This window comes from Psychrobacter sp. Choline-02u-9 (assembly GCF_002836505.1).
Classification (GTDB): domain Bacteria; phylum Pseudomonadota; class Gammaproteobacteria; order Pseudomonadales; family Moraxellaceae; genus Psychrobacter.
In genome coordinates, this window is the sequence record NZ_PJBF01000048.1 from 48814 (window position 1) to 68607 (window position 19794).

The following is a 19794-nucleotide window of genomic DNA, read 5'->3' on the forward strand; positions in this document are numbered from 1 at the left end:
ATAACGTTATGTCTACCATGCTTAATACTGATGCACCCATTCTTGACCATTTACCAAAAGCATTTAAAGATGCGCTTCCGCAAGCTGCAACAGAAAAATTATCTACACTTGATTCTGGCCGTGAGGTGTGGTTGTTGCCACCATTAGTAGATCTGTGCGCGCGCTTGCGTGAGCCAGGCCAACAGCAACACGGTACGCTAAAATCAGAAGGCAGCGCTGCCCGTGGTAATGGATTTTTGCATGTAGTCACACCGCCTGACACCAATCCTATTTTAGAAAATGGCTCACTTTTAAAGGGTTTACGTGAGCGCGCCCTGAGTGATGGCGGGATTTACTTGCATATTTTGGGTGCATTGACCACAGGGTTAGAGGGCGAACGACCGTCTAATATCGCAGGGCTTAAAAAGGGCGGCTGTATCGCAGTATCTAATGCGCGTAGACCTTTTCGCAATGATTTAGTATTGCTGCGTACACTAGAATACGCGGCGACTTTTGGCATGAAAGTATTCTTTTATCCTGATGAGCCAAGTCTGTCTGGAGACGGCGTAGCACATGAGGGCTATATTGCTTCTTATCATGGTCTGCAAGGGATTCCTTGGATTGCGGAAACTGTTGCGTTGTCTACGCAGCTATTGATGGTGGAAGAGACCGGAATCGCTGCTCATTTTAGCCAGTTATCATGTAAGTCTTCCATTGAGCTTATGCGCTGGGCAAAAGATAAAGGCTTGCCTGTTACGTGTGATGTTGCGATGCATCAGCTGTATTTAACTGATGACAATCTTGAAGGCTTTAATGCTCAGGCATATGTGTTACCACCACTGCGTAGTAACACGGACCAGCAGGCAATCCGCCGTGGGTTAAAGGATGGCACTATCGACGCTATCTGTAGTCATCACGAGCCACTGAATAGTACCGCCAAAAAAGCACCGTTTGCTGAGAGTACGCCAGGTATCTCAAACTTTGATACGTTTATGGCGCTGGCTTGTCAGCTGGTAAATGATGAGGTGTTAACACTCTCGCAACTGGTAGACAAAATCTGCCTAAATCCTGCAAAAATCGCAGGTATTAGCGAGCAGTATGAAGCTATCGGCGGTGCAGTATTAGTCGATCCTAACCTTGAGTGGCAAGTAACCGCGCAATCGATGCTATCGAGTGGTAAAAACACGCCGTTTTTCAATCAGCAGTTGCAAGGACGTGTTGTGGAGACATTCTTTGGCTAATTTGCCCCGACAGGATAACCGTCTGCCGCCATCCTCGAAGGATAAAGGGGTTACCATGAATGGTCAGCAAGAAAAATCGCGCAGTACGGCGAGTGAGTCTATCAAAGCGGTGGCCATTTATGAGGTAGTCAAAGGTGTTGGTGCGTTACTAGGAGCAGGGGCATTATGGTGGTGGCATACCAATCTTGAGCATTGGCTGACGACCGCAACCGTTACTTGGCAGCACAGTTTCGGCCATATGCTTGCCCCGCAAATTGACAGTGCCGTACGTATTGCTCAGCAGGCAAGTAAAAACTGGCCGATGTTTTTATTATTGATATTCGCTTATGCCAGTTTGCGTTTCCTAGAAGCCTATGGCTTATGGCATGACAAAACATGGGCGTATTGGTTTGGGGTATTAGGCTATGGGGTATTTATTCCTATAGAGATTTACTATCTGATCGTTAGCCCATTTGATTGGTTTAAGCTTGGGATATTGGTTTCTAATCTACTCATTATTATTGTGGTTTATCGCAATATGAAACGAAAGGGCTTGATATAGCGTTTAAATTTAAGTTAAAAAATCCAGCATAAGACAAGTATCTTATGCTGGATTTTTTGTGCCTGCTATATTTTTGGCTTATACGTCTACTGTTTTTTCATCCGTACGAATGCTTTTAGCGACTTTTCCAACGCTCAGGCCTTGTACCAAGATGGAGAATATTACTACTGCATAAGTGAGTGCCAATAAAATCTCTCGTTCAGCCCCGATTGGTAGCTGTAATACTAGCGCGACTGAGATACCTCCGCGTAAACCGCCCCACGTCAGAACTTTCCATGCGCCCGTAGGCAAATCAAGCTGACGATGAAAAGTCTTGGTCGTCATGCCTACCACGATAAATCTGGCAACAAGCGCAATCAAAATAGTCAAACCACTCGCAATAAATAAATTGCCTGAATAAGCAATCATCACCACTTCTAGACCAATAAGCACAAATAAAATAGCGTTTAAAATCTCATCAATCAATTCCCAGAACAAATCAATATAGTGCCGTGTCTTATCACTCATGGCTAGCTCGCGACCACGATTACCAACCATCAGGCCCATCATGACCATGGCGAGTGGCCCTGATAAATGCCAATGACTGGCCAGCGCATAGCCACCGATGACGCCTGCTAATGTTAATAGCACCTCTTCTTGATAGCTATCAATACTTTTAAGCAAGTAATATAAAATTGCGCCAAGTACCAGTCCGAATACAACGCCGCCACCAGCTTCAACCGCCAAAGTATGTGCGACGTAGTTGGCAGTAGGGATATCACCGCTAGATAAAATCCCCAGCAGTAAGACGAAGATAACCACTCCGATTCCATCATTGAACAATGACTCGCCAGCGATGACAGTCTCGATACTCTTTGGAGCACCTGCTGACGACAGGATACCCATGACGGCAATAGGATCGGTAGGGGAAATAAGCGCCCCAAATAACAGGCACCAGAGAAACGGTAGGCCAAAACCAAACAACGGCAGCATAAAATAAATCGCGGTCGCAATAAGCATCGCCGATATGATCGTACCAAGTCCGGCAAGGATGCCGATAGGTAACTTGTAACGTCTTAAATCACCAATATTGACGTGTAATGCACCTGCGAATAGCAACATCGATAGCATGCCGTCTAAGAGTACTTCGGTAAAATCAAGCTGCTCCAATAAACTGACTTCGTAATCGATCAGCTGATCAAACCCTAAGAAGCCCAAAAATATCGCACCGATTGACAGTAAGATAGAGATGACCATGACACCGATAGTGGTCGGCAGACCAATAAAACGGTGATTAATATAAGTTAACGAAGCAGTAATCGACAAAAATATGGCGCTGATTTCTAGAATGGTGAGGCTGGTTGCAGATGCCATAAAAAGTAGGTCTCATATGAATATAAAAAGTATCTAAAGCGCAGGGCTTATAGGGACGTTATAAGTGTTGCTAGCTATAGGTATTGTGCTTATAAGTAATGTGCTTATAAGGGCTGATACGGCCGTTTATTTAAACAGTTAATTGGTCATGTCGTTAACTAGACTGTGTCTGTAACGCTTGACGAATATCGGCTTCAAAATCACTGACATAATTAAAATGCTTGTGCTGAGCATCGTTATCAAGAATAAACTGCTTGGCTTGTTCGCACATAGCGACCAAGTCATCGACTAGCTCCTGATAATTTAAATTCTCTTCACCAGCTCGCTGAATTAGATGCAATTCATGTAATAGCGTTTGCTGCTGTGCACTGTTTACCCGTGCATAGTTCAGATTGACCATTGCCTGACATAATGCTTTTAAGACCATTAGGTCAGCAGCTGCATAACGACGTATCTCACCGAGTGACACATTGATAAAGTCAGAAATTTTGGGGATATGAGTGACTAGTGCCAATATGGCCAGTCGCTTCTGTTTGATAGTGGTTTCAGAGCTATCGTTAGTATCTGACTGCGGTATGTGAAAATGATAAGGGCTTGGTGGCTGACGACGCATCATGATACTCAGGCAGCTGGTTAGAGACTGGACGCAATTGACCGCAGTCTTTGGATCATTGATACCAGGGGATAGTGCGCGTACAGCAATCTCTGTCATCTGACCTAAGCTATAGGCAATGTCGTTAGAGTGCGCCAATCGTTGCTCAAGTCGTAGGCAACCTGCAAGACGTTGCCAAAACAGTCCATCAGGTGCTCGCGGTATTACTGCCAGATGCGGTGTTGCTGTCCTTTGGCAATTATTCGGATGAGATGCGGGCCGCTGATAAAAGTAACCAATGACGTTTTTGTCAGTGACGTAATTACCGAGGTTGACATGCATTTGTACTACGCCACCATAATCTTGTGACAGCGCAATCAATGACTCAAGATAAATCTGCTGTAGATAACCTGAATTTGGTGAATAAATCGGCATAGCAGGCCAGTTTTGGAACTGCTCGATATCATGGTGCTCAGCATCGCGTTGATGTTGAATATCACATCGATCGTTATACCAATAGTAAATGTTTGCAATCGCATCGTTGCTGGCATTTTGGATGACGTGAGACGCTTGAATGGCATGCACCATATGCTGTACAAAATAAACTAAAAGCAGCGCACAGATAATTGCCATGATAATGGCAAAAGTCACTGCCAATTGCGGCACACCAAAAGCTACGTCAGACTTATGAATAGATTTTAGTACCAATAAGCTATAGCTAAATGTACCGATAAAAGCGCCAAGGACAAATTGGTTTGGAGTGTCAGTCAAAAAGTTACGTAGCAGTCTTGGACCAAACTGTGAGGATGCCATCGACAGGACGGCGATTGTAATCGAAAATGTCGTACCCGCCACGCCCAGTACCGCACCAGCGATGGCGGTCATGATAGCGCGCGCCGCCTCGTCATCACCAGTAAAAGCAAAGGAGATCTCTTTTACGGTTTCACGATCAAAATGCTGATCAATCGCGACTAGTAAAGGAGCAAGCAAAATACCGACGATGACACAAGCGGTTGGAATAAACCAATAAGAGCCAATCAGCCACTGCCACAAATTATTTAAGCGATCAGGCAAGTCAGTCAGCGTTTGTATTGACCACAAATTAGTGAACTGCTTAAGCCTGTTTTGACCTGCATTGATCGTACGTGTCCAGATGCTGTCTCCATCATTTTTATTCACTGTGTTGAGCCTTAGGGTTGTCTGCTTCTGTAATAATAGCGTTTTTGTGCATACGTCTGATCATATCTGTCTCAGCATGACTCTCACTAGTCCCTAGAGGTATGATGGCTTCATTGTCGTGATCGTCATATTCAATAGCGCTGTCTTTGTCGTAAGCCATAGGCTCTAGGTGTGGTGAGGCTTCAAGATTTGGACTATTACCGTTATAAGCACTCTCACCATGTCTATCTAGATTATCATGTCGTTGTACATTTTCAGTGGCGGCAGAGGTTTTTCTAAATAATTTATGGTCATCGCCATGCTTGCTAGTAGATTGTTTTCGCGGTTCGCTATTGGCAAAAATAGCATTTAGCGGTAAATGCAGTTGCTGTTTGGCATACGCTTCAGTATTCTCAAAACGTTTTACTAGCAAACTTAGCCAAGGTTTTTGACCTTCCAATTTCATCTCATCCAGCTCGTCTTTGATAGGAAGTGGGTAGGGCAAGGTACGATAAAAGTCCCATAACGTCATCCTACTCAAATCTCTTTTGAGCACGTAGTCATCATCATCTGTCATGGTAATCAGATTGCTGTCTTGTAGGTAGTTGATATAGGTATACCATTTCGGCAGCTCTTTGCGACCTAAGACATTGCGCAGTGCTTGTTCGCTAACGGCTTCACCTTTTAAGTGGTGGGTATAAACCAAATTCAACATGTCTAACAAGCTGAGTAACGGGTGACGAGGGTAGACTTCTTCTGTCTCAAAAATCGTCAAGGTATAGCTGATTTCAACGCCTAATAAAATCAAATTCCACGACAGATAAATCCATAGTAGAAAAATAGGCAAGGCAGCAAAAGCGCCGTAAATCGCTTCATAGCTAGTAAAGTTAGCCATCACTGTACCAAACAGATGCTTCATTAATTCAAAGACAATGGCCACGAACACGCCAGCGATGGCTGCATTTTTTGCTGGTACGCGCGCCTTTGGAATAAACCAGTACATACCGATAAAACCCGCCATCGTAATACCAATCGATGCCATTTGTACCCAAAAGCTCCAGTCGATACCGTAGCCAGCAATTTGACGATTAAGAAAACTCAGACTCTGTACAGTACTTGAAGCGATAAAAGCGGTGCCCAATACCAATGGTCCCAAAGTAACGATAGTCCAATAACGCAGCATGCTTTTGATGCCACCCGAGCGATCTTCTACTCGCCAGATTTGGTTAAACGCGCGCTCAATGGTGGTCAAGGTCATGATAGTCGTAAAGAACAAAATCATGGCACCGATAATGGTTAGGTTAGATGACTTTTCGGCGAAGTCATTAATGTACTCACTAACTTGCAGGCTGGATTGTGGCAATAGATTGCTATAGATGACATCATAAATCTGCGCTCTAACCGATGCGAGTGCTGGTACGGATGACAAAATCATCAGTAATACCGTTAATACAGGCACGATCGACAGCATAGTGGTGTATGTCAGTGAAGCCGCCTTTTGCTGGCAATTATCTTCAAAAAAATGCCGAGTCAAAAACCGTAAAAACTGAAACCAGCGCTGTTGTAAAAACGGGAGTTTTTGAGATAATTTTTCCATGTCGACCATTAAGCAAAAGTAAGAGTGACAATAGTGTAACAAAAATGAACGGTTATCATCTGCGGTTTAATTGTGTAAAAATGCACCACGTAGCACATCAGATACAATATAAGTCAGGTTATCAATCATGGTTATTTGCATGACAGTGAATGACTCGGGCATAATGTGCACATATTCTACAATGCCAGTTAGTCGTATATTTCGCCGCATCTTTGCTGGCCAGTATGACTGACGTTTTTATAAGGAAGCTTTGCTAATGAGTCAGACCGACCCTTATGTTTTGGTGCTTTATTATTCTAATTACGGTACGACTAAGACATTAGCATATGCTATCGCTCAAGGTATTGAAGATGCTGGCATGACCGCGCGTATCCGTACGGTACCGACAGTGGCACCTGAAACCACGTCAAGTAAGCCTGCGATACCTGATGAGGGTGATTTATATTGTACGATGGACGATCTAAAAGACTGTAGCGGTCTTGCGCTTGGTAGCCCGACGCACTTTGGTAATATGGCCGCACCCATGAAGTATTTTTGGGATAATACCGTGACTTTATGGCTGGCAGGGAACCTACAAAACAAACCAGCCTCAGTATTTACGGCGACAGGCTCTATGCATGGCGGTCAAGAAACGACGCTGTTGACGATGATGTTGCCGTTGATGCATCACGGTATGGTCATCGTAGGTGTGCCCTATGCAGAGCCAGCACTGAACCGTACGCATCGCGGTGGCACGCCTTATGGTGCCAGCCATGTCAGCGGTGCATCGCATGATCAGCCAATATCTGCTGACGAGCGAGATTTGGGTATTGCGCAGGGTCGCCGTTTAGCGATTACTGCGGCTGCATTAGCACAGGCTAATTGGAACCGATAAGTAACTTTTATAAACCTGCTGTCTATAAGCGTCTGAGTCTCAGAGTCTATGACTGAATGTTTATAACCACCTGATTATAAGCAAGTGGTTATAACAAAAAGCTACTTATTAATGTTAAGCAGTATATTATTCATTTAGGAAATCAAAATATCTAATGGCCACAACCCGCTCTAATACAAAGCCTCTTAAAACGGTTAAGCCTATCGCACCTATTGCACAGCGCTTAAAGGTTACGTGGTTAATTTGGCTCGTTTATAGACTACTCGGATTGCCTATCTTTATTAGTATCTTTAATCCTAGTAGCCCTGATATTGTTGGCGGTATTGCTTGGCAGGCATTATGGCTAGTGCCCGCATTGATTCTGACGCCATGGATATTGCGTGGTCGTTCACCTTATGCATTATTAATTAGCAGTATGTTTACCTTAGTATATTTGGGTGCAAGTGGCGTGGTGCTGTTTACTCGTATATATGGCAGTAGCTGGGCGGAAATCGCTGTGTACTTAATGGACTTCTTACTATTGCTTGCCATCAATGTTTGGCTATTTATTCTGCTTAAACGTTTGCCTTCGATGAATAACGTTGTGAAGAAACCTCGTCAATAATTGAAGTTATCTGAAGCCTAATAAATTATATCCATTAATCTAAAGCTATAAAAAAGCGGTACTCCATCTGGGGCGCCGCTTTTTTGTTTATAACGTTAAAAATAAGTAGATTAGTTAATCTTAGTTAATTCTAAATCCATTTTCTTACCATCGTTAATTTGACTAACTTTAACTGGCATATAGTCCAAGCTTGGGGCTAACCAAAAGCTGGTAGAGCGGCTATCGTCATCGTGGACGCGGTCAACACGTACCGTATCAAAGGTACCTGCTGGTACGGTAATTTTAGTGCTGCCTGATTTTTTAAATGGCGTCTTCTCGATTTTGTCTTTTTTCGCCATGTAGTAGTTACCAGAGAATTTACCGTTTAATAAATCCTGACGAATCTGTACCTCAAGGCTCAAGTCATCAAAGGCTTGTTGCGACATGTTCATTGTCGTCGACTTGCCCTTATAGTTACTGGTGACTTTTTTGCTGCTTGGGTTAAAGTCTAGTTTATGCGTGCGACCCATGCCGAGCAGTTTGTAAGTGGTGCTCGCCTGCGTGGGACTGACATTGTTGCCATTAAGCGTAAAAGTGCTGTTTTGCGAGGCGCTAGCCACACCAGCGACGCGAGCCTTAACGTTATATTTCCACGTATTACCAGATTTGCTTAGCGTACGAGTTGCTGTGCCTTTGTATTTGTCCTCAACGGTAAAACTATAATCGGCAATTGATGGTTGGACGGTTTTTGCGCTAGCTAGGGTAGGTGCGGTCATACTCAAAGCTCCAACGGTAGAGATACTGATGCCTGTCACTAAGGCAGATAAAAATTTAGATGGACTGCGTTTTGCGTTATTAGCATTATTAATATTGTCGCTTGATGACTTTTTGTGCATTGATGAAAAACTCATAGATACCCCTTCATTAATTTATTGCCGATATAGCAATTTTTTTCGTTCGTTCTTATTATGTTTACCAGACCTATAATGGTCATACGCTATTATATTTTCAAGCGTGGTGTCATACCGCTTCGTGTAGAGCTTGTAGCAAATGTTTCTATAGTTAATTTAGCATTGGTCAAAATATAAATTCAGCTCGCTAATATTTCTAAATATTCCTACTTCTTGTTCCTTATTTGAATAGCATATCGACTCTGTTAAACGTAAAGCATCGGTATGAGATGTTGATTGATCAATTTTTGCAAAATAATCTTGTAAATTTTTGGGCTTTACACTTGAACCGAACTCACCTTGCCCCCACTTTTTGTTACAAGCTCAAGGCTTATCTATAAAGCATTGTTTTTGGCAGTGTTCCCTATAGATACTGGTATTGAGACCATTAATTCAAATAAACCCTTAATTTTATTAACCAACTTTTGGAGTCATATCGATGAACATTCGTCCTTTACATGACCGTATTGTCGTCCGCCGCATAGAAGAAGAAACAAAGACTGCTGGTGGTATCTTGCTTCCTGGTTCAGCACAAGAGAAACCTTCACAAGGTGAAGTGCTTGCAGTTGGTAATGGTCAAGTTCGTGATAACGGTGAAACTCGTGCGTTAGATGTAAAAGCTGGCGACAAAGTTTTGTTCGGTCAATATGCCGGTCAAACCGTAAAGGTTGACGGTGAAGAACTATTGATTATGAAAGAGTCTGATGTATTGGGTGTGCTAGAAGGCTAGTCCTTTTGAGTATTATTTTATACTCAGCACATTTTGATAGCAGTTTCTGATAATCGCTTTTGATAAGCAACTATCAAATCAATCAATTGTATTCTCATACTTATAATAGTGGAGTAATTTAACATGGCAAAAGACGTAAAATTCGGCATTGATGCCCGTAAACAAATGATGGACGGCGTAAACGTTCTAGCAAACGCAGTACGTGTAACATTAGGCCCTAAAGGTCGTAACGTTGTTATCGACAAATCATTTGGTGCACCTACCATCACTAAAGATGGTGTTTCAGTTGCTAAAGAAATCGAGCTAGAAAACAAATTTGAAAACATGGGTGCACAGCTGGTACGTGAAGTGGCTAGTCGCACTAACGATGTCGCTGGTGATGGTACAACCACTGCCACTGTATTGGCTCAGTCAATCCTACAAGAAGGCATGAAGTCAGTTGCTGCTGGCATGAACCCAATGGATCTTAAGCGCGGTATCGACAAAGCGGTACGTGAAGCGGTTAAAGAAATCCATAAACTATCAACGCCAGCTGACGATCACAAAGCAATCGCTCAAGTTGGTTCTATCTCTGCAAACTCAGACACCAAAATCGGTGAGCTGATCTCGCAAGCGATGGAAAAAGTAGGCAAGCAAGGCGTTATCACTGTTGAAGAAGGTTCAAGCTTCGAAGATACCCTAGAAGTTGTAGAAGGTATGCAGTTTGACCGTGGTTATATCAGCCCATACTTTGCCAACAAGCAAGACAGCCTAACTGCTGAATTCGAAAACCCATATATCTTGCTCGTTGACAAAAAAATCAGCAACATCCGTGAAATCGTGCCATTACTTGAGCAAGTAATGCAGCAGAGCAAGCCGTTGCTAATCATTGCTGAAGATGTAGAAAACGAAGCATTAGCAACACTAGTTGTAAATAACATGCGTGGCGGCTTGAAAACTTGTGCTGTTAAAGCACCTGGTTTCGGCGATCGTCGTAAAGCAATGCTAGAAGACATCGCAACGCTAACTGGCGGTACTGTAATCTCTGAAGAGATTGGCCTAAGCTTAGAGACTGCTACTCTAGAGCAGCTTGGTACTGCTAAGAAAGTGACTGTCGGTAAAGAAAACACCGTTATCGTTGATGGCGCTGGCAACAAAGCTGACATCGAAAACCGTGTTGAGTCTATCAACCGTCAAATCGAAGAGTCTACGTCTGACTATGATAAAGAAAAGCTACAAGAGCGTGTTGCTAAACTAGCAGGCGGCGTAGCAGTGATCAAAGTCGGCGCAGCAACTGAAACTGAAATGAAAGAGAAAAAAGACCGTGTTGACGATGCGCTACATGCAACTCGTGCAGCGGTTGAAGAAGGCGTTGTACCTGGCGGCGGTGTTGCCTTAGTTCGTGCGATGAATGCATTGTCTGAACTACGCGGTGATAACGACGATCAGAACGCTGGTATGAACATCCTACGTCGCGCGATGGAAGCACCACTACGTCAAATCGTAACCAACGCTGGCGAAGAAGCTTCAGTTGTGGTCAATGAAGTGAAGAGTGGCAGTGGTAACTACGGTTACAACGCAGCGACTGGCGAATATGGCGATATGCTAGAGATGGGTATCCTTGATCCAGCTAAAGTTGCTCGTTCAGCACTAGAAAACGCTGCATCTGTTGCAGGCTTAATGCTAACGACTGAAGTTATGATTACTGACTTACCGCAAGGTGATGATGGTATGGCTGCTATGGGCGGCGGTGCTGGAATGGGCGGTATGGGTGGAATGGGCGGCATGATGTAATATATGCCTCGACTAAATTTGTACGACGTTGTTAACCTCGCTCGATGTACTATCAGTACAATCTTCACTTGGTTGCCTAGTCGTACGGCTTTAGTCAACTCATAAAGCGTTTTTCACTAGAGTTGTAAGTATTTTTGTGAAAACGTTTGACTATTAAAAGCTCTGTTATCGAAAGATAGCAGGGCTTTTTTATGCTCGATAATAAAGTTATGTAATCATTCAAATTAACCAGCTATTTATAATTATCTTAATGCACTTAACGTAAGGCAAGGTCGTGCTCGACGTTGCTCATTAGTATAAAAGAGTCTCAAACAAAAATAGGTAAAGTTGTCTTATTGATTGCCTTTCTCACCGATAAATGAGTGTGTATATCTTTTACGCAAGCAAGCTTGTGTAGCTTACGGGTGAACCGCTCATAACCATCGAGATTGGGGCTCACCACTTCTAACAAATAATCGTAAGAACCCGACACCACATGTCCATTAATCACCTCGTCCATATTGGACAGGGCACGCTCGAAGGCTGCGATAGATTCTTCTTGGTGGCTGTTGAGGCTGACCTCCACAAAGAAACTCATCGCAATACCCGCTTTGGCTTTGTTTACGTTTGCTTGATAATTCTCTATATAGCCTTCATCTTCCAAACGCTTTAGGCGTCGCGCGCAAGGAGAAGGCGATAGCCCTATACGTTCGGACAGTTCGGCTGTAGATAAGCGCGCTTCTTTTTGGAGCACTTCCAAGATATGGCGGTCGATTTTATCCATAATTTACCTTTTGGCTTTTTAAGCCAATAATTTTGATTTAGTTAGCATTATCCACCAAATATTTGCAAAATTGCAATGAATAAAGAGAGGTAAAAGCGCGTATTTTAATCGATAATTGGTCTTTGTATACCAGCATAAGACACGACTATGAATACGATATTCCACCCCTCATCACGCAAAAATCCTTTGTTTGTAATGTCGCCACTAACCAAGGGCTATGTGGCGATGAGCGTTGTATTATTAATTTGGTCAGGATTTGCGTTGACTGTGCGAGCGGTTGGGGCGTCGTCGCTCAGTATTGCGGATGTCATGCTCATTCGCTTTAGTGTACCGCTGGTCTTATTGACTCCTTGGGTACTCTCTAGTTGGCATGAAGTCAAAAACATAAAACTGCCAGATATCATGTTCGTTTTACTTGGTGGCGTGCCTTTTCTTTTATTAGCCGCTTTTGGTGCAAGTACGGTACCAGCAGCTTACGTTGGTACTATTTTGACAGGGACGCCAGTCTTCTTTGCCGCAATATTGTCTTTTATTTTTTATCGTCAACGAATATCATTAAGAAAATTTGCCGCATTAATCCTTATTCTCTTTGGCATAGCTACTATGATTGGTGGGCGTGCACAGTCAACACCTAATAGTCTTCTGTATGGTGTAGGGTTACTGTTGATGGCAAGCCTGATTTGGGCAGGTTATACCTTAGGGTTAAAAAGCACCAAACTGAGTCCAATAGCGATCGCTATCATGCTCTCTTATACCTCGTTTTTTCTGACATTAGTGATGGTTCTGTCTGGTATTGTAGAGACCAATATAGGTTCTGTATCTTTTGATGAAGCGCTTCCGTTTATCCTAGTACAAGGACTTGGTGTAGGGGTGGTATCAACCATTGCGTTTTCTTATGCAGTAAAACAATTGGGCTCCATTCGTACCTTATTACTTGGCTCTTTGTCCCCAGGATTGACCGCTATACTAGCCGCGCTGATACTTAATGAGTCTCTATCAGTCATTATGATATGCGGCATCGTACTCAGCACCATTGGCGTCATCTTGTCCAATCGAGCGCAATAAATTAATTAAGGAAGTATCATGATGTTAGATAATATGCCTGTTATCAATGGTGATCCACTGTGGGCATTGTTAGGTAGGTTTCGCGCTGACCAACGTAAACATAAAATAGATCTATTGGTTGGTGTCTATCGAGACGAGTATGGCAATACACCTGTGATGAAAACCGTGCAAGATGCAGAAATACATCTTGCTCATGAAGCGCATTCAAAGGCTTATGGTATGTTATCGGGTAACGCTAGTTTTAACCAGCAAATGGCAAAGTTTGTACTGGGTGACAGTCCAAGTCTAAAAAACCAATGCACGATTCAGACCGTTGGGGCATCAGGGGCGCTACGACTCATTGCTGACTTTATCGCCACGCTCTCTCCAGATTCAACCGTTTGGATCAGCGACCCTGGCTATATCAATCATCGTCCGCTGATGGAAGGTGCTGGATTAAAAGTTGATACGTATCCATGGCAAAGTAAAAATGGTCAGTTAGACATTGATACGTGTTTTGCCGCGCTAGAAAAAGCAAAAGAAGGAGACGTGCTGTTATTACATGCGTGCTGCCATAATCCTACTGGTATAGATCCTTCTTTAGAGCAGTGGCAACTTTTTTCTGATAGGTGTAAACAGAAAAATATTACCCCATTTATTGATATGGCGTATCAAGGTTTTGGAGATGATCCTGATACCGATGCTGCAGGGCTTCGTCTAATCATTGAAGACGCTGACTTTGCATTTATCGCCGCTAGCTGTTCAAAAAATATGGGTCTATATAATGAGCGGACGGGTATTGCCACGGTGATAACGACCAATCATGAGCGCCATGCAGATATACAGACACTTTTAGAAACCATCACACGTGCCAACTACTCCATGCCGCCCAATCACGGTGCTGCAGTGGCTTCTTATTTACTAGACAAACCAGATGCTTGGCTAGTCGAGCTGGCAAGCTACCGCGATAGGGTAGATGCTATTCGCCAAGCGTTAGGCAAAGCCTTAAAAGATAGGGGTGCACCTGCAGAGTTTTTGGACATTTCGTACCAAAAAGGCATGTTTTCTCTATTACCGCTAACAGAAAATCAAATGCTCATACTGCAAGATGAGTTCGCGATTTACGGCATGCCAAATGGCAGAATCAATATTGCCGGTTTGAAAATGACGGAAATCCCTCAACTGGCGGACGCTATCATGTCGATTATTTCACGTTAGAGAATAATTTCTATCGTTCAGTACAATATTTTATCCATTAATCGCCACAGCAAGAAGGACACGACTATTTATACTTTATATTGGGATAAGGGTGGTGCCAATATGGCTACCCATGCTGTCTTTGAGGAGCTAGGCGTTTCTTATGAAATGATAGAAATAGACCTGTCTAAGAACATGCAAAAATCAGCTGAGTATCTAGCCATTAATCCAAATGGCAAAGTACCTACGTTGGTGCATCAGGGACAGGTTATTTATGAGTCTGCGGCAATTTTAATGTATGTGTTAGATCAGCACCCAGAGTCTGGGCTAGCACCTAACACAGGATGCTCTAAGCGCGGTGTCTATTACCAGTATTTGTTTTGGATGTCTTCTACACTACAAGAAGCCGCTAATCACTGGGCACATCCCGAGCAGTACATTAGCGGTGAGCACAATTTGCAGCAAGTGAAAAATAAAGCGAATGATGTACTAATCTACTGCTGGGATATTATTGAAAAGGGATTGGCGAGTCATGGTCCATGGTTATTAGGCGATAAATTAAGTGGGGCTGATTTTCATTTATTTATGATCGCTCACTGGAGTCAGCGATATGCGAGTCGAGCACAGGATTGGACACACCTAAATGCACACTATCAAGCCATGCTGAACCGCGCCTCGATACAGAAAATGATGGCACAAGAAGGATTGTTGTAATCTGTTCATATGTTCAACTAAAAGATATTGGATGACTGGGCTAGAAGCACTGAATGCAATGCTTTTAGTGACTTCTAGGGATTGTAGTAAATATAGTTTTTATATCAAGCTACTGGCTTGATCCGTCTCTTTTAAACGTCCACGTCTTGTCATCAGAGGCTGCTTTGCAATAATATCTTGCCAAATTAAACTTTTTTAGCTGCTCAACATTTCACTCGATATTGACCATTTTCTTACCTTTCTCGATAAATCGCTTTTCGCTAAAAGTATGATTTTGTCATAAAACCTATTTGACTACTAAAAGCTCTTTATCGAAAGATAGCAGGGCTTTTTTGTGTTTAATTTTAACGCTGCGCTTTGTTTAACGTTTGTCAATATATATGCTATTATATGAATATATAATGGAATGATAACTCACTTAAAAGGAGCTTGGACACGTGTTGCGGGACAGAATTTGCAAAATATCGTGTGCCATTGAATGTGATAACGATGAAAAAAATTAGGCTTGGAATCTTTGTAGAAGATGAAACATTAGAATGGCACAAGTTTATGCCATTAAAATCTCTAGTAGATGAAGGTATGGTTGAGGTTTGTATTGCTATCCAACGAAGTGCAGAACACCAAGCTAATCCCTCTCATATATCTAAAGTTATACCGTCTATCAATCAAAAGTTATTTTCTATTCTTTCTCGAGCTAAAAAGACTACCAAGCGTTATTCTATTCATGATTTAGTCTCTAATGGCAAAATGCCTGTCATTACATCAATACCAAGACAGAATAAATCCACTGATGAAATTGAAGACTCAGTGATTAAGAGACTGCAGGCAACAGATTTAGATTACCTGCTGAGTATGGATTTCCAAACCTTAATAGGGAAAGCGCTAGGTGTTACGAAGCATGGCATTCTCTTACTTCATTATGGTGATGAAAGGATACAGCGAGGTGAGCCTGCGTTGTATTGGCAGTTTGCTGAACAATGGGAGAACAGCGTCGTGACACTGCAACTATTGAGTAATGACCATGATGTACACAAAGTGGTAGGTAGAGGTTATGGCACTTTGTTTTACTGGGACTATAATTTGACTGAGGACAAGTTAAAAGGGGTTGCAGCATCAGTACTGTATTGGTACTTCCGTAAAAATGAAATTGGCGTCGAAAGTGGGAATTTTATTAATTTAATTAACGATCACACACTTTATAAAACGCCTCCACAGTTAACAGCAGTACGACATTTGCAGAATTTTCTCAAAAACTACATGATAAAAAGGTTTTATAAAAGTCTTTATCTAAACAATTGGAGTATTTTTATTGGTTCTATGGATCAGCCGATACAAACATACATGGAGATACTGCCTGAAAAGGGATGTTTTTGGGCCGATCCTTTTTATATTGAACACGACTCAAGACGTTACATATTTTTTGAAAGCTTGAGCTACAAAAAGAATATTGGTCGAATAGAGTGGATAGAACTGAATGAAAGCCATCAAGTTATTAGTTCAGGACAAGCTGATTTGGGTATTAGCACGCACTTAAGCTTTCCCAATGTATTCGAGTATGAAAACGCTATCTATATGATTCCAGAGGCTGCAGAAACCAATTGTATTAACTTATTAAAAGCGACAGACTTTCCGCGTAAGTGGGAAAAAGTTCATGAGTTAGTTTCAGGCGTTCAGGCAGTAGATAGCGCTGTGATTGAGCATAATGGATCATGGTATCTTTTTACAACTCACGGTTCAATTTCAGCATTTACTATGGATTTAGAGTTGTATATTTATACGTCTGACAAGCTGCAAGCAGATAATTGGACCATTCATCCCTCGGCGCCTCTAAAAATTGACGTGCGTGGATCGCGATTAGCAGGCGCATTATTCCGAAAAAACGGTCAGCTCTTTCGTACTGCCCAGGATGGTACTCTTAGATATGGGCGTAGGGTGGCTTTATACCTAGTAGAAGAGTTGACACCGATCTCTTATAAAGAAACCTTTGTACGTTATATCGAACCGAATTGGGAGGCTGACATTGATCGTCTCCATACCTATAATGTTTATAATGAAACAGTGGTACTTGATGTTTCAAGGGATAAGTTGCGCTTTAGAGTATAGGCACTAAAACATTTAGTGGTTGGAGAATAAAAAAACCATCATAAGTTTCGGCTTATGATGGGTTTTTATAATTTTGACTCGTATTATATCAAGCTACTGATCCGCCGTATTTCGTCTAAACGTCCAAGTCTTATCATCAGACGCGTCTTCACAATAGTAATATCCTGCCAAGTCAAACTGCTTTAGCTGCTCAGCATTGGTCAGCTTACTATCAGCAGCATATTTCACCATTAGTCCACGGGCTTTTTTGGCATAAAAGCTAATCACTTTATATTGACCATTTTTCTCGTCTTCAAATCGTGGCGTAATGATGTCTGCCTTCAGTGCTTTTTTCTTTACCGATTTAAAGTATTCATTAGAAGCTAAATTCACTAATACCTTGTCATCGCTGTCAGCCATACGCGCATTGATAATGTTAGTCACTTCCTCACCCCAAAACTCATAAAGATTGTCACCGCGCTCATTTTTCAGCTTGGTACCCATCTCTAAACGATATGGCTGGATCAGATCTAGTGGCTTTAGTACTCCATACAGTCCAGACAAAATACCTAAGTGCTCATTGACATAAGTAGCGGTATCTTTGTCCATATGATACATATCAAGTCCAGTATAGACATCACCATCGAATAAATAGCCTGCAGGCTTGGCGGCATTATCAGAGGCATCGTTAGTAAACGGCTGCTCTTCACTCCAATGCCATTGTTGATTGCGCGTGGCATTAAGCTGAGCCAAATCGTCAGATATGCTCATCAGCTCTTGTAGGTCAACAGGCTCTTTTGACTTCAGTACTTTCATCAATTCTTGTGAGCGCTTGATTAGCTCGGGCTGGCTATAGTAGTTGCCTAAATTCAATGGTATAGCGTCTGTTTCGTTCAGGGATTTGGCAGGGGAAAGCAAAAAATACATAGTTATTCCTTATTATAATGAATCGATGACGGGTTTTTTCGAGTGTCAAGTATTCTTATTATACGGTATGCATGGGTGGAACTTGACTTCACCTTGCTTATTTTATGTTTATTGACGTTATATTTTTAATAAAAAAACAGATTTAGGGTTAGAGAATAAATGGAGGTAGGCCTGTATCTATAAGGGCTAAGCGTTTTTCGGAAAAATAAAAGGCTTTAATATACCAACAAAAAGTATGCCAATGGTGTAAATACCTAAATTTTTATTTTACTTGTGGGTCATCATTAGACAATGAAACTTGACGAACGATATCTCTATAATAAAAAGGCATGATGGTAAAGTAGCTATCATTTATTAAATTGATAACCTTTGGTCGCTGTAATGGATTAATCATGATCAAAGGGTTTTGTCCCCTGTGCTTTTTAGATGTGCGTTGAGGGTATTAAAGGTAGTCGTGAGACGTAAATATAGTCATTGGACGTAAGTAAGGAGACGGTATGAAAATCGGTGTAATCAGTGCAGATATCACGAGCGAGAGCCGTGTAGCCATAACCCCAGACGCAGTCAAAAAATTGCGTAAACTTGGGTTTGAAGTCGTCATTCAGTCAGGTGCAGGCCAAGCAGCATACTATGCTGATGAGTTGTATCAGGCTGCGGGTGCCGACATTGCCAGTAGTCGTACCGAGGTGATTACCCAGTCTAAGATTATTACCACCGTCAATGACCTACCAGCGGAAGCCACTGAAAGCTTATCATCTGGTCAGATCGTCATTGGCATGCTTGACCCGTATCGCAACACTCAGCTTGACACTTATGCAGCCAAAGGCGCGACAGTCTTTGCGATGGAATTATTGCCTCGTACACTGTCACGCGCACAGAATATGGACGTATTGTCGTCACAAGCCAACCTTGCTGGTTATAAAGCCGTATTGCTCGCGGCCAATGAGTATTCACGTCCTTTCCCAATGTTTATGACTTCAGCAGGTACGGTTAAGCCAGCTAAGGTCGTTATCCTAGGTGTTGGTGTTGCAGGTCTACAAGCGATTGCGACAGCCAAGCGTTTGGGTGCAGTGGTAGAAGCCAGTGACTTACGTCCGACCGCTCGCGAGCAAGTGGAATCACTCGGTGGTAAATGGCTTGATGTGCCGATGAGTGCAGAGGAGGCTGAAACAGCTAAGTCTACCGGTGGTTATGCATGGACGCCATCAGAGCAATATGTCAAAGATCAAGCAGCTGTCGTAGATAAAGCGCTCAGTAATGCTGACATCATTATTACCACGGCGCAGATTCCTGGTCGTAACGCACCGCGTTTGGTACATGGCGCAACGCTTGCCAAAATGAAGGCAGGTTCTGTACTGATCGATATGGCGGCTGGTACCGGTGGTAATGTCGAAGGCAGCGTGCCTAACGAAACCATCACCACAGACAACGGCGTACGTATCGTTGGTGCCGCCAATATCCCATCTATGCTCGCCGCACAGTCGTCAGATTTGTATGCCAATAACCTTGTTAACTTTATTACGACATTGATTGCACCTACTGGCGATGATGCATCGGCTAGCTTGGCACTTAACTTAGACATGGAAGACGAGATTCAGGGCGCACTGGCAGTGACACATGACAGTCAGGTACGACTGGCCAAACGCTAGTTTGAACAGTCTATTACCACATATTTCGTCACTACACATTTGCCAGT

Annotated in this window: 17 protein-coding genes; 11 read left to right on the top strand and 6 right to left on the bottom strand. The window is 42.7% G+C overall.

What is annotated here, in order from left to right; all coding sequences use genetic code 11:
• Nucleotides 1-8 precede the first annotated feature (8 nt).
• Nucleotides 9-1220, top strand: a complete 1212-nt coding sequence (locus tag CXF69_RS06725; RefSeq protein WP_180952607.1) for a dihydroorotase — start codon at nucleotides 9-11, stop codon at nucleotides 1218-1220.
• 55 nt (nucleotides 1221-1275) lie between these two features.
• Entirely contained in the window at nucleotides 1276-1761 is a 486-nt protein-coding gene (locus tag CXF69_RS06730; RefSeq protein WP_371548220.1) for a DUF2127 domain-containing protein, read from the top strand.
• Nucleotides 1762-1839: 78 nt separating this feature from the next.
• On the opposite strand, the gene CXF69_RS06735 is transcribed toward CXF69_RS06730, so the two are convergent.
• From CXF69_RS06735 to CXF69_RS06745, 3 genes are all read right to left on the bottom strand, one after another.
• Nucleotides 1840-3114 carry a cation:proton antiporter gene (locus CXF69_RS06735; RefSeq protein ID WP_101204848.1) on the bottom strand — a complete coding sequence of 425 codons (1275 nt, stop codon included), beginning with the start codon at nucleotides 3112-3114 and terminating at the stop codon, nucleotides 1840-1842.
• Between the two features lie 154 nt (nucleotides 3115-3268).
• The gene (locus CXF69_RS06740) at nucleotides 3269-4885 is read right to left on the bottom strand and encodes a DUF2254 domain-containing protein (RefSeq protein ID WP_101204847.1); all 1617 of its coding nucleotides are present in this window, start codon (nucleotides 4883-4885) and stop codon (nucleotides 3269-3271) included.
• Nucleotides 4878-6461: a YihY/virulence factor BrkB family protein gene (locus CXF69_RS06745; RefSeq protein ID WP_101204846.1), complete on the bottom strand. Its 1584-nt coding sequence runs from the start codon at nucleotides 6459-6461 to the stop codon at nucleotides 4878-4880. Before CXF69_RS06745 ends, CXF69_RS06740 begins: the two co-directional genes overlap by 8 nt.
• A 256-nt stretch (nucleotides 6462-6717) precedes the next feature.
• Here CXF69_RS06745 and wrbA point away from each other — a divergent pair, with 256 nt between their 5' ends.
• Both wrbA and CXF69_RS06755 read left to right on the top strand, forming a co-directional pair.
• Nucleotides 6718-7335 (top strand): NAD(P)H:quinone oxidoreductase, encoded by a 618-nt coding sequence (gene wrbA, locus CXF69_RS06750; RefSeq protein ID WP_101204845.1) that lies wholly within the window; start codon nucleotides 6718-6720, stop codon nucleotides 7333-7335.
• Between the two features lie 154 nt (nucleotides 7336-7489).
• A complete protein-coding gene (locus CXF69_RS06755) occupies nucleotides 7490-7939 on the top strand; it encodes a hypothetical protein (RefSeq protein WP_101204844.1) in 450 nt (149 codons plus the stop codon).
• A gap of 110 nt (nucleotides 7940-8049) precedes the next feature.
• Here the strand turns inward: CXF69_RS06755 and CXF69_RS06760 are convergent, their stop codons facing one another.
• The gene (locus CXF69_RS06760) at nucleotides 8050-8829 is read right to left on the bottom strand and encodes a DUF3108 domain-containing protein (RefSeq protein WP_101204843.1); all 780 of its coding nucleotides are present in this window, start codon (nucleotides 8827-8829) and stop codon (nucleotides 8050-8052) included.
• 478 nt (nucleotides 8830-9307) lie between these two features.
• Here CXF69_RS06760 and groES point away from each other — a divergent pair, with 478 nt between their 5' ends.
• Complete coding sequence (gene groES / locus CXF69_RS06765; protein ID WP_057758860.1) at nucleotides 9308-9598, top strand: co-chaperone GroES; 291 nt, start codon at nucleotides 9308-9310, stop codon at nucleotides 9596-9598.
• A gap of 123 nt (nucleotides 9599-9721) precedes the next feature.
• On the top strand, nucleotides 9722-11371 hold the full coding sequence (gene groL / locus CXF69_RS06770; RefSeq protein ID WP_101204842.1) for a chaperonin GroEL: 1650 nt from the start codon (nucleotides 9722-9724) through the stop codon (nucleotides 11369-11371).
• Nucleotides 11372-11678: 307 nt separating this feature from the next.
• On the opposite strand, the gene CXF69_RS06775 is transcribed toward groL, so the two are convergent.
• Nucleotides 11679-12134: an Lrp/AsnC family transcriptional regulator gene (locus CXF69_RS06775; RefSeq protein ID WP_101204841.1), complete on the bottom strand. Its 456-nt coding sequence runs from the start codon at nucleotides 12132-12134 to the stop codon at nucleotides 11679-11681.
• Nucleotides 12135-12281: 147 nt separating this feature from the next.
• Between CXF69_RS06775 and CXF69_RS06780 the strand changes: the two genes are divergently transcribed.
• From CXF69_RS06780 to CXF69_RS06795, 4 genes are all read left to right on the top strand, one after another.
• A complete protein-coding gene (locus CXF69_RS06780; RefSeq protein WP_227522896.1) occupies nucleotides 12282-13199 on the top strand; it encodes a DMT family transporter in 918 nt (305 codons plus the stop codon).
• An 18-nt stretch (nucleotides 13200-13217) separates the two neighbouring features.
• Nucleotides 13218-14396, top strand: a complete 1179-nt coding sequence (locus CXF69_RS06785) for an aromatic amino acid transaminase (protein ID WP_198551525.1) — start codon at nucleotides 13218-13220, stop codon at nucleotides 14394-14396.
• A gap of 66 nt (nucleotides 14397-14462) precedes the next feature.
• Complete coding sequence (locus CXF69_RS06790) at nucleotides 14463-15089, top strand: glutathione S-transferase family protein (RefSeq protein WP_101204840.1); 627 nt, start codon at nucleotides 14463-14465, stop codon at nucleotides 15087-15089.
• A gap of 489 nt (nucleotides 15090-15578) precedes the next feature.
• Nucleotides 15579-17192, top strand: a complete 1614-nt coding sequence (locus CXF69_RS06795; protein WP_101204839.1) for a glucosamine inositolphosphorylceramide transferase family protein — start codon at nucleotides 15579-15581, stop codon at nucleotides 17190-17192.
• Between the two features lie 93 nt (nucleotides 17193-17285).
• On the opposite strand, the gene yaaA is transcribed toward CXF69_RS06795, so the two are convergent.
• On the bottom strand, nucleotides 17286-18098 hold the full coding sequence (yaaA, locus tag CXF69_RS06800) for a peroxide stress protein YaaA (RefSeq protein WP_101204838.1): 813 nt from the start codon (nucleotides 18096-18098) through the stop codon (nucleotides 17286-17288).
• Between the two features lie 497 nt (nucleotides 18099-18595).
• On the opposite strand from yaaA, the gene CXF69_RS06805 reads away from it, so the two are divergent.
• Entirely contained in the window at nucleotides 18596-19747 is a 1152-nt protein-coding gene (locus CXF69_RS06805; RefSeq protein ID WP_101204837.1) for a Re/Si-specific NAD(P)(+) transhydrogenase subunit alpha, read from the top strand.
• Nucleotides 19748-19794: the final 47 nt, after the last annotated feature.

Excerpts from the sequence above, each read along its gene's own strand:
- CXF69_RS06725 (WP_180952607.1), top strand. The coding sequence starts at position 9 with ATGTCTACCATGCTTAATACTGATGCACCCATTCTTGACCATTTACCA.
- CXF69_RS06730 (WP_371548220.1), top strand. The coding sequence starts at position 1,276 with ATGAATGGTCAGCAAGAAAAATCGCGCAGTACGGCGAGTGAGTCTATC.
- CXF69_RS06735 (WP_101204848.1), bottom strand. The coding sequence starts at position 3,114 with ATGGCATCTGCAACCAGCCTCACCATTCTAGAAATCAGCGCCATATTT.
- CXF69_RS06745 (WP_101204846.1), bottom strand. The coding sequence starts at position 6,461 with ATGGAAAAATTATCTCAAAAACTCCCGTTTTTACAACAGCGCTGGTTT.
- wrbA (WP_101204845.1), top strand. The coding sequence starts at position 6,718 with ATGAGTCAGACCGACCCTTATGTTTTGGTGCTTTATTATTCTAATTAC.
- CXF69_RS06755 (WP_101204844.1), top strand. The coding sequence starts at position 7,490 with ATGGCCACAACCCGCTCTAATACAAAGCCTCTTAAAACGGTTAAGCCT.
- CXF69_RS06760 (WP_101204843.1), bottom strand. The coding sequence starts at position 8,829 with ATGAGTTTTTCATCAATGCACAAAAAGTCATCAAGCGACAATATTAAT.
- groES (WP_057758860.1), top strand. The coding sequence starts at position 9,308 with ATGAACATTCGTCCTTTACATGACCGTATTGTCGTCCGCCGCATAGAA.
- groL (WP_101204842.1), top strand. The coding sequence starts at position 9,722 with ATGGCAAAAGACGTAAAATTCGGCATTGATGCCCGTAAACAAATGATG.
- CXF69_RS06775 (WP_101204841.1), bottom strand. The coding sequence starts at position 12,134 with ATGGATAAAATCGACCGCCATATCTTGGAAGTGCTCCAAAAAGAAGCG.
- CXF69_RS06780 (WP_227522896.1), top strand. The coding sequence starts at position 12,282 with ATGAATACGATATTCCACCCCTCATCACGCAAAAATCCTTTGTTTGTA.
- CXF69_RS06785 (WP_198551525.1), top strand. The coding sequence starts at position 13,218 with ATGATGTTAGATAATATGCCTGTTATCAATGGTGATCCACTGTGGGCA.
- CXF69_RS06795 (WP_101204839.1), top strand. The coding sequence starts at position 15,579 with ATGAAAAAAATTAGGCTTGGAATCTTTGTAGAAGATGAAACATTAGAA.
- yaaA (WP_101204838.1), bottom strand. The coding sequence starts at position 18,098 with ATGTATTTTTTGCTTTCCCCTGCCAAATCCCTGAACGAAACAGACGCT.
- CXF69_RS06805 (WP_101204837.1), top strand. The coding sequence starts at position 18,596 with ATGAAAATCGGTGTAATCAGTGCAGATATCACGAGCGAGAGCCGTGTA.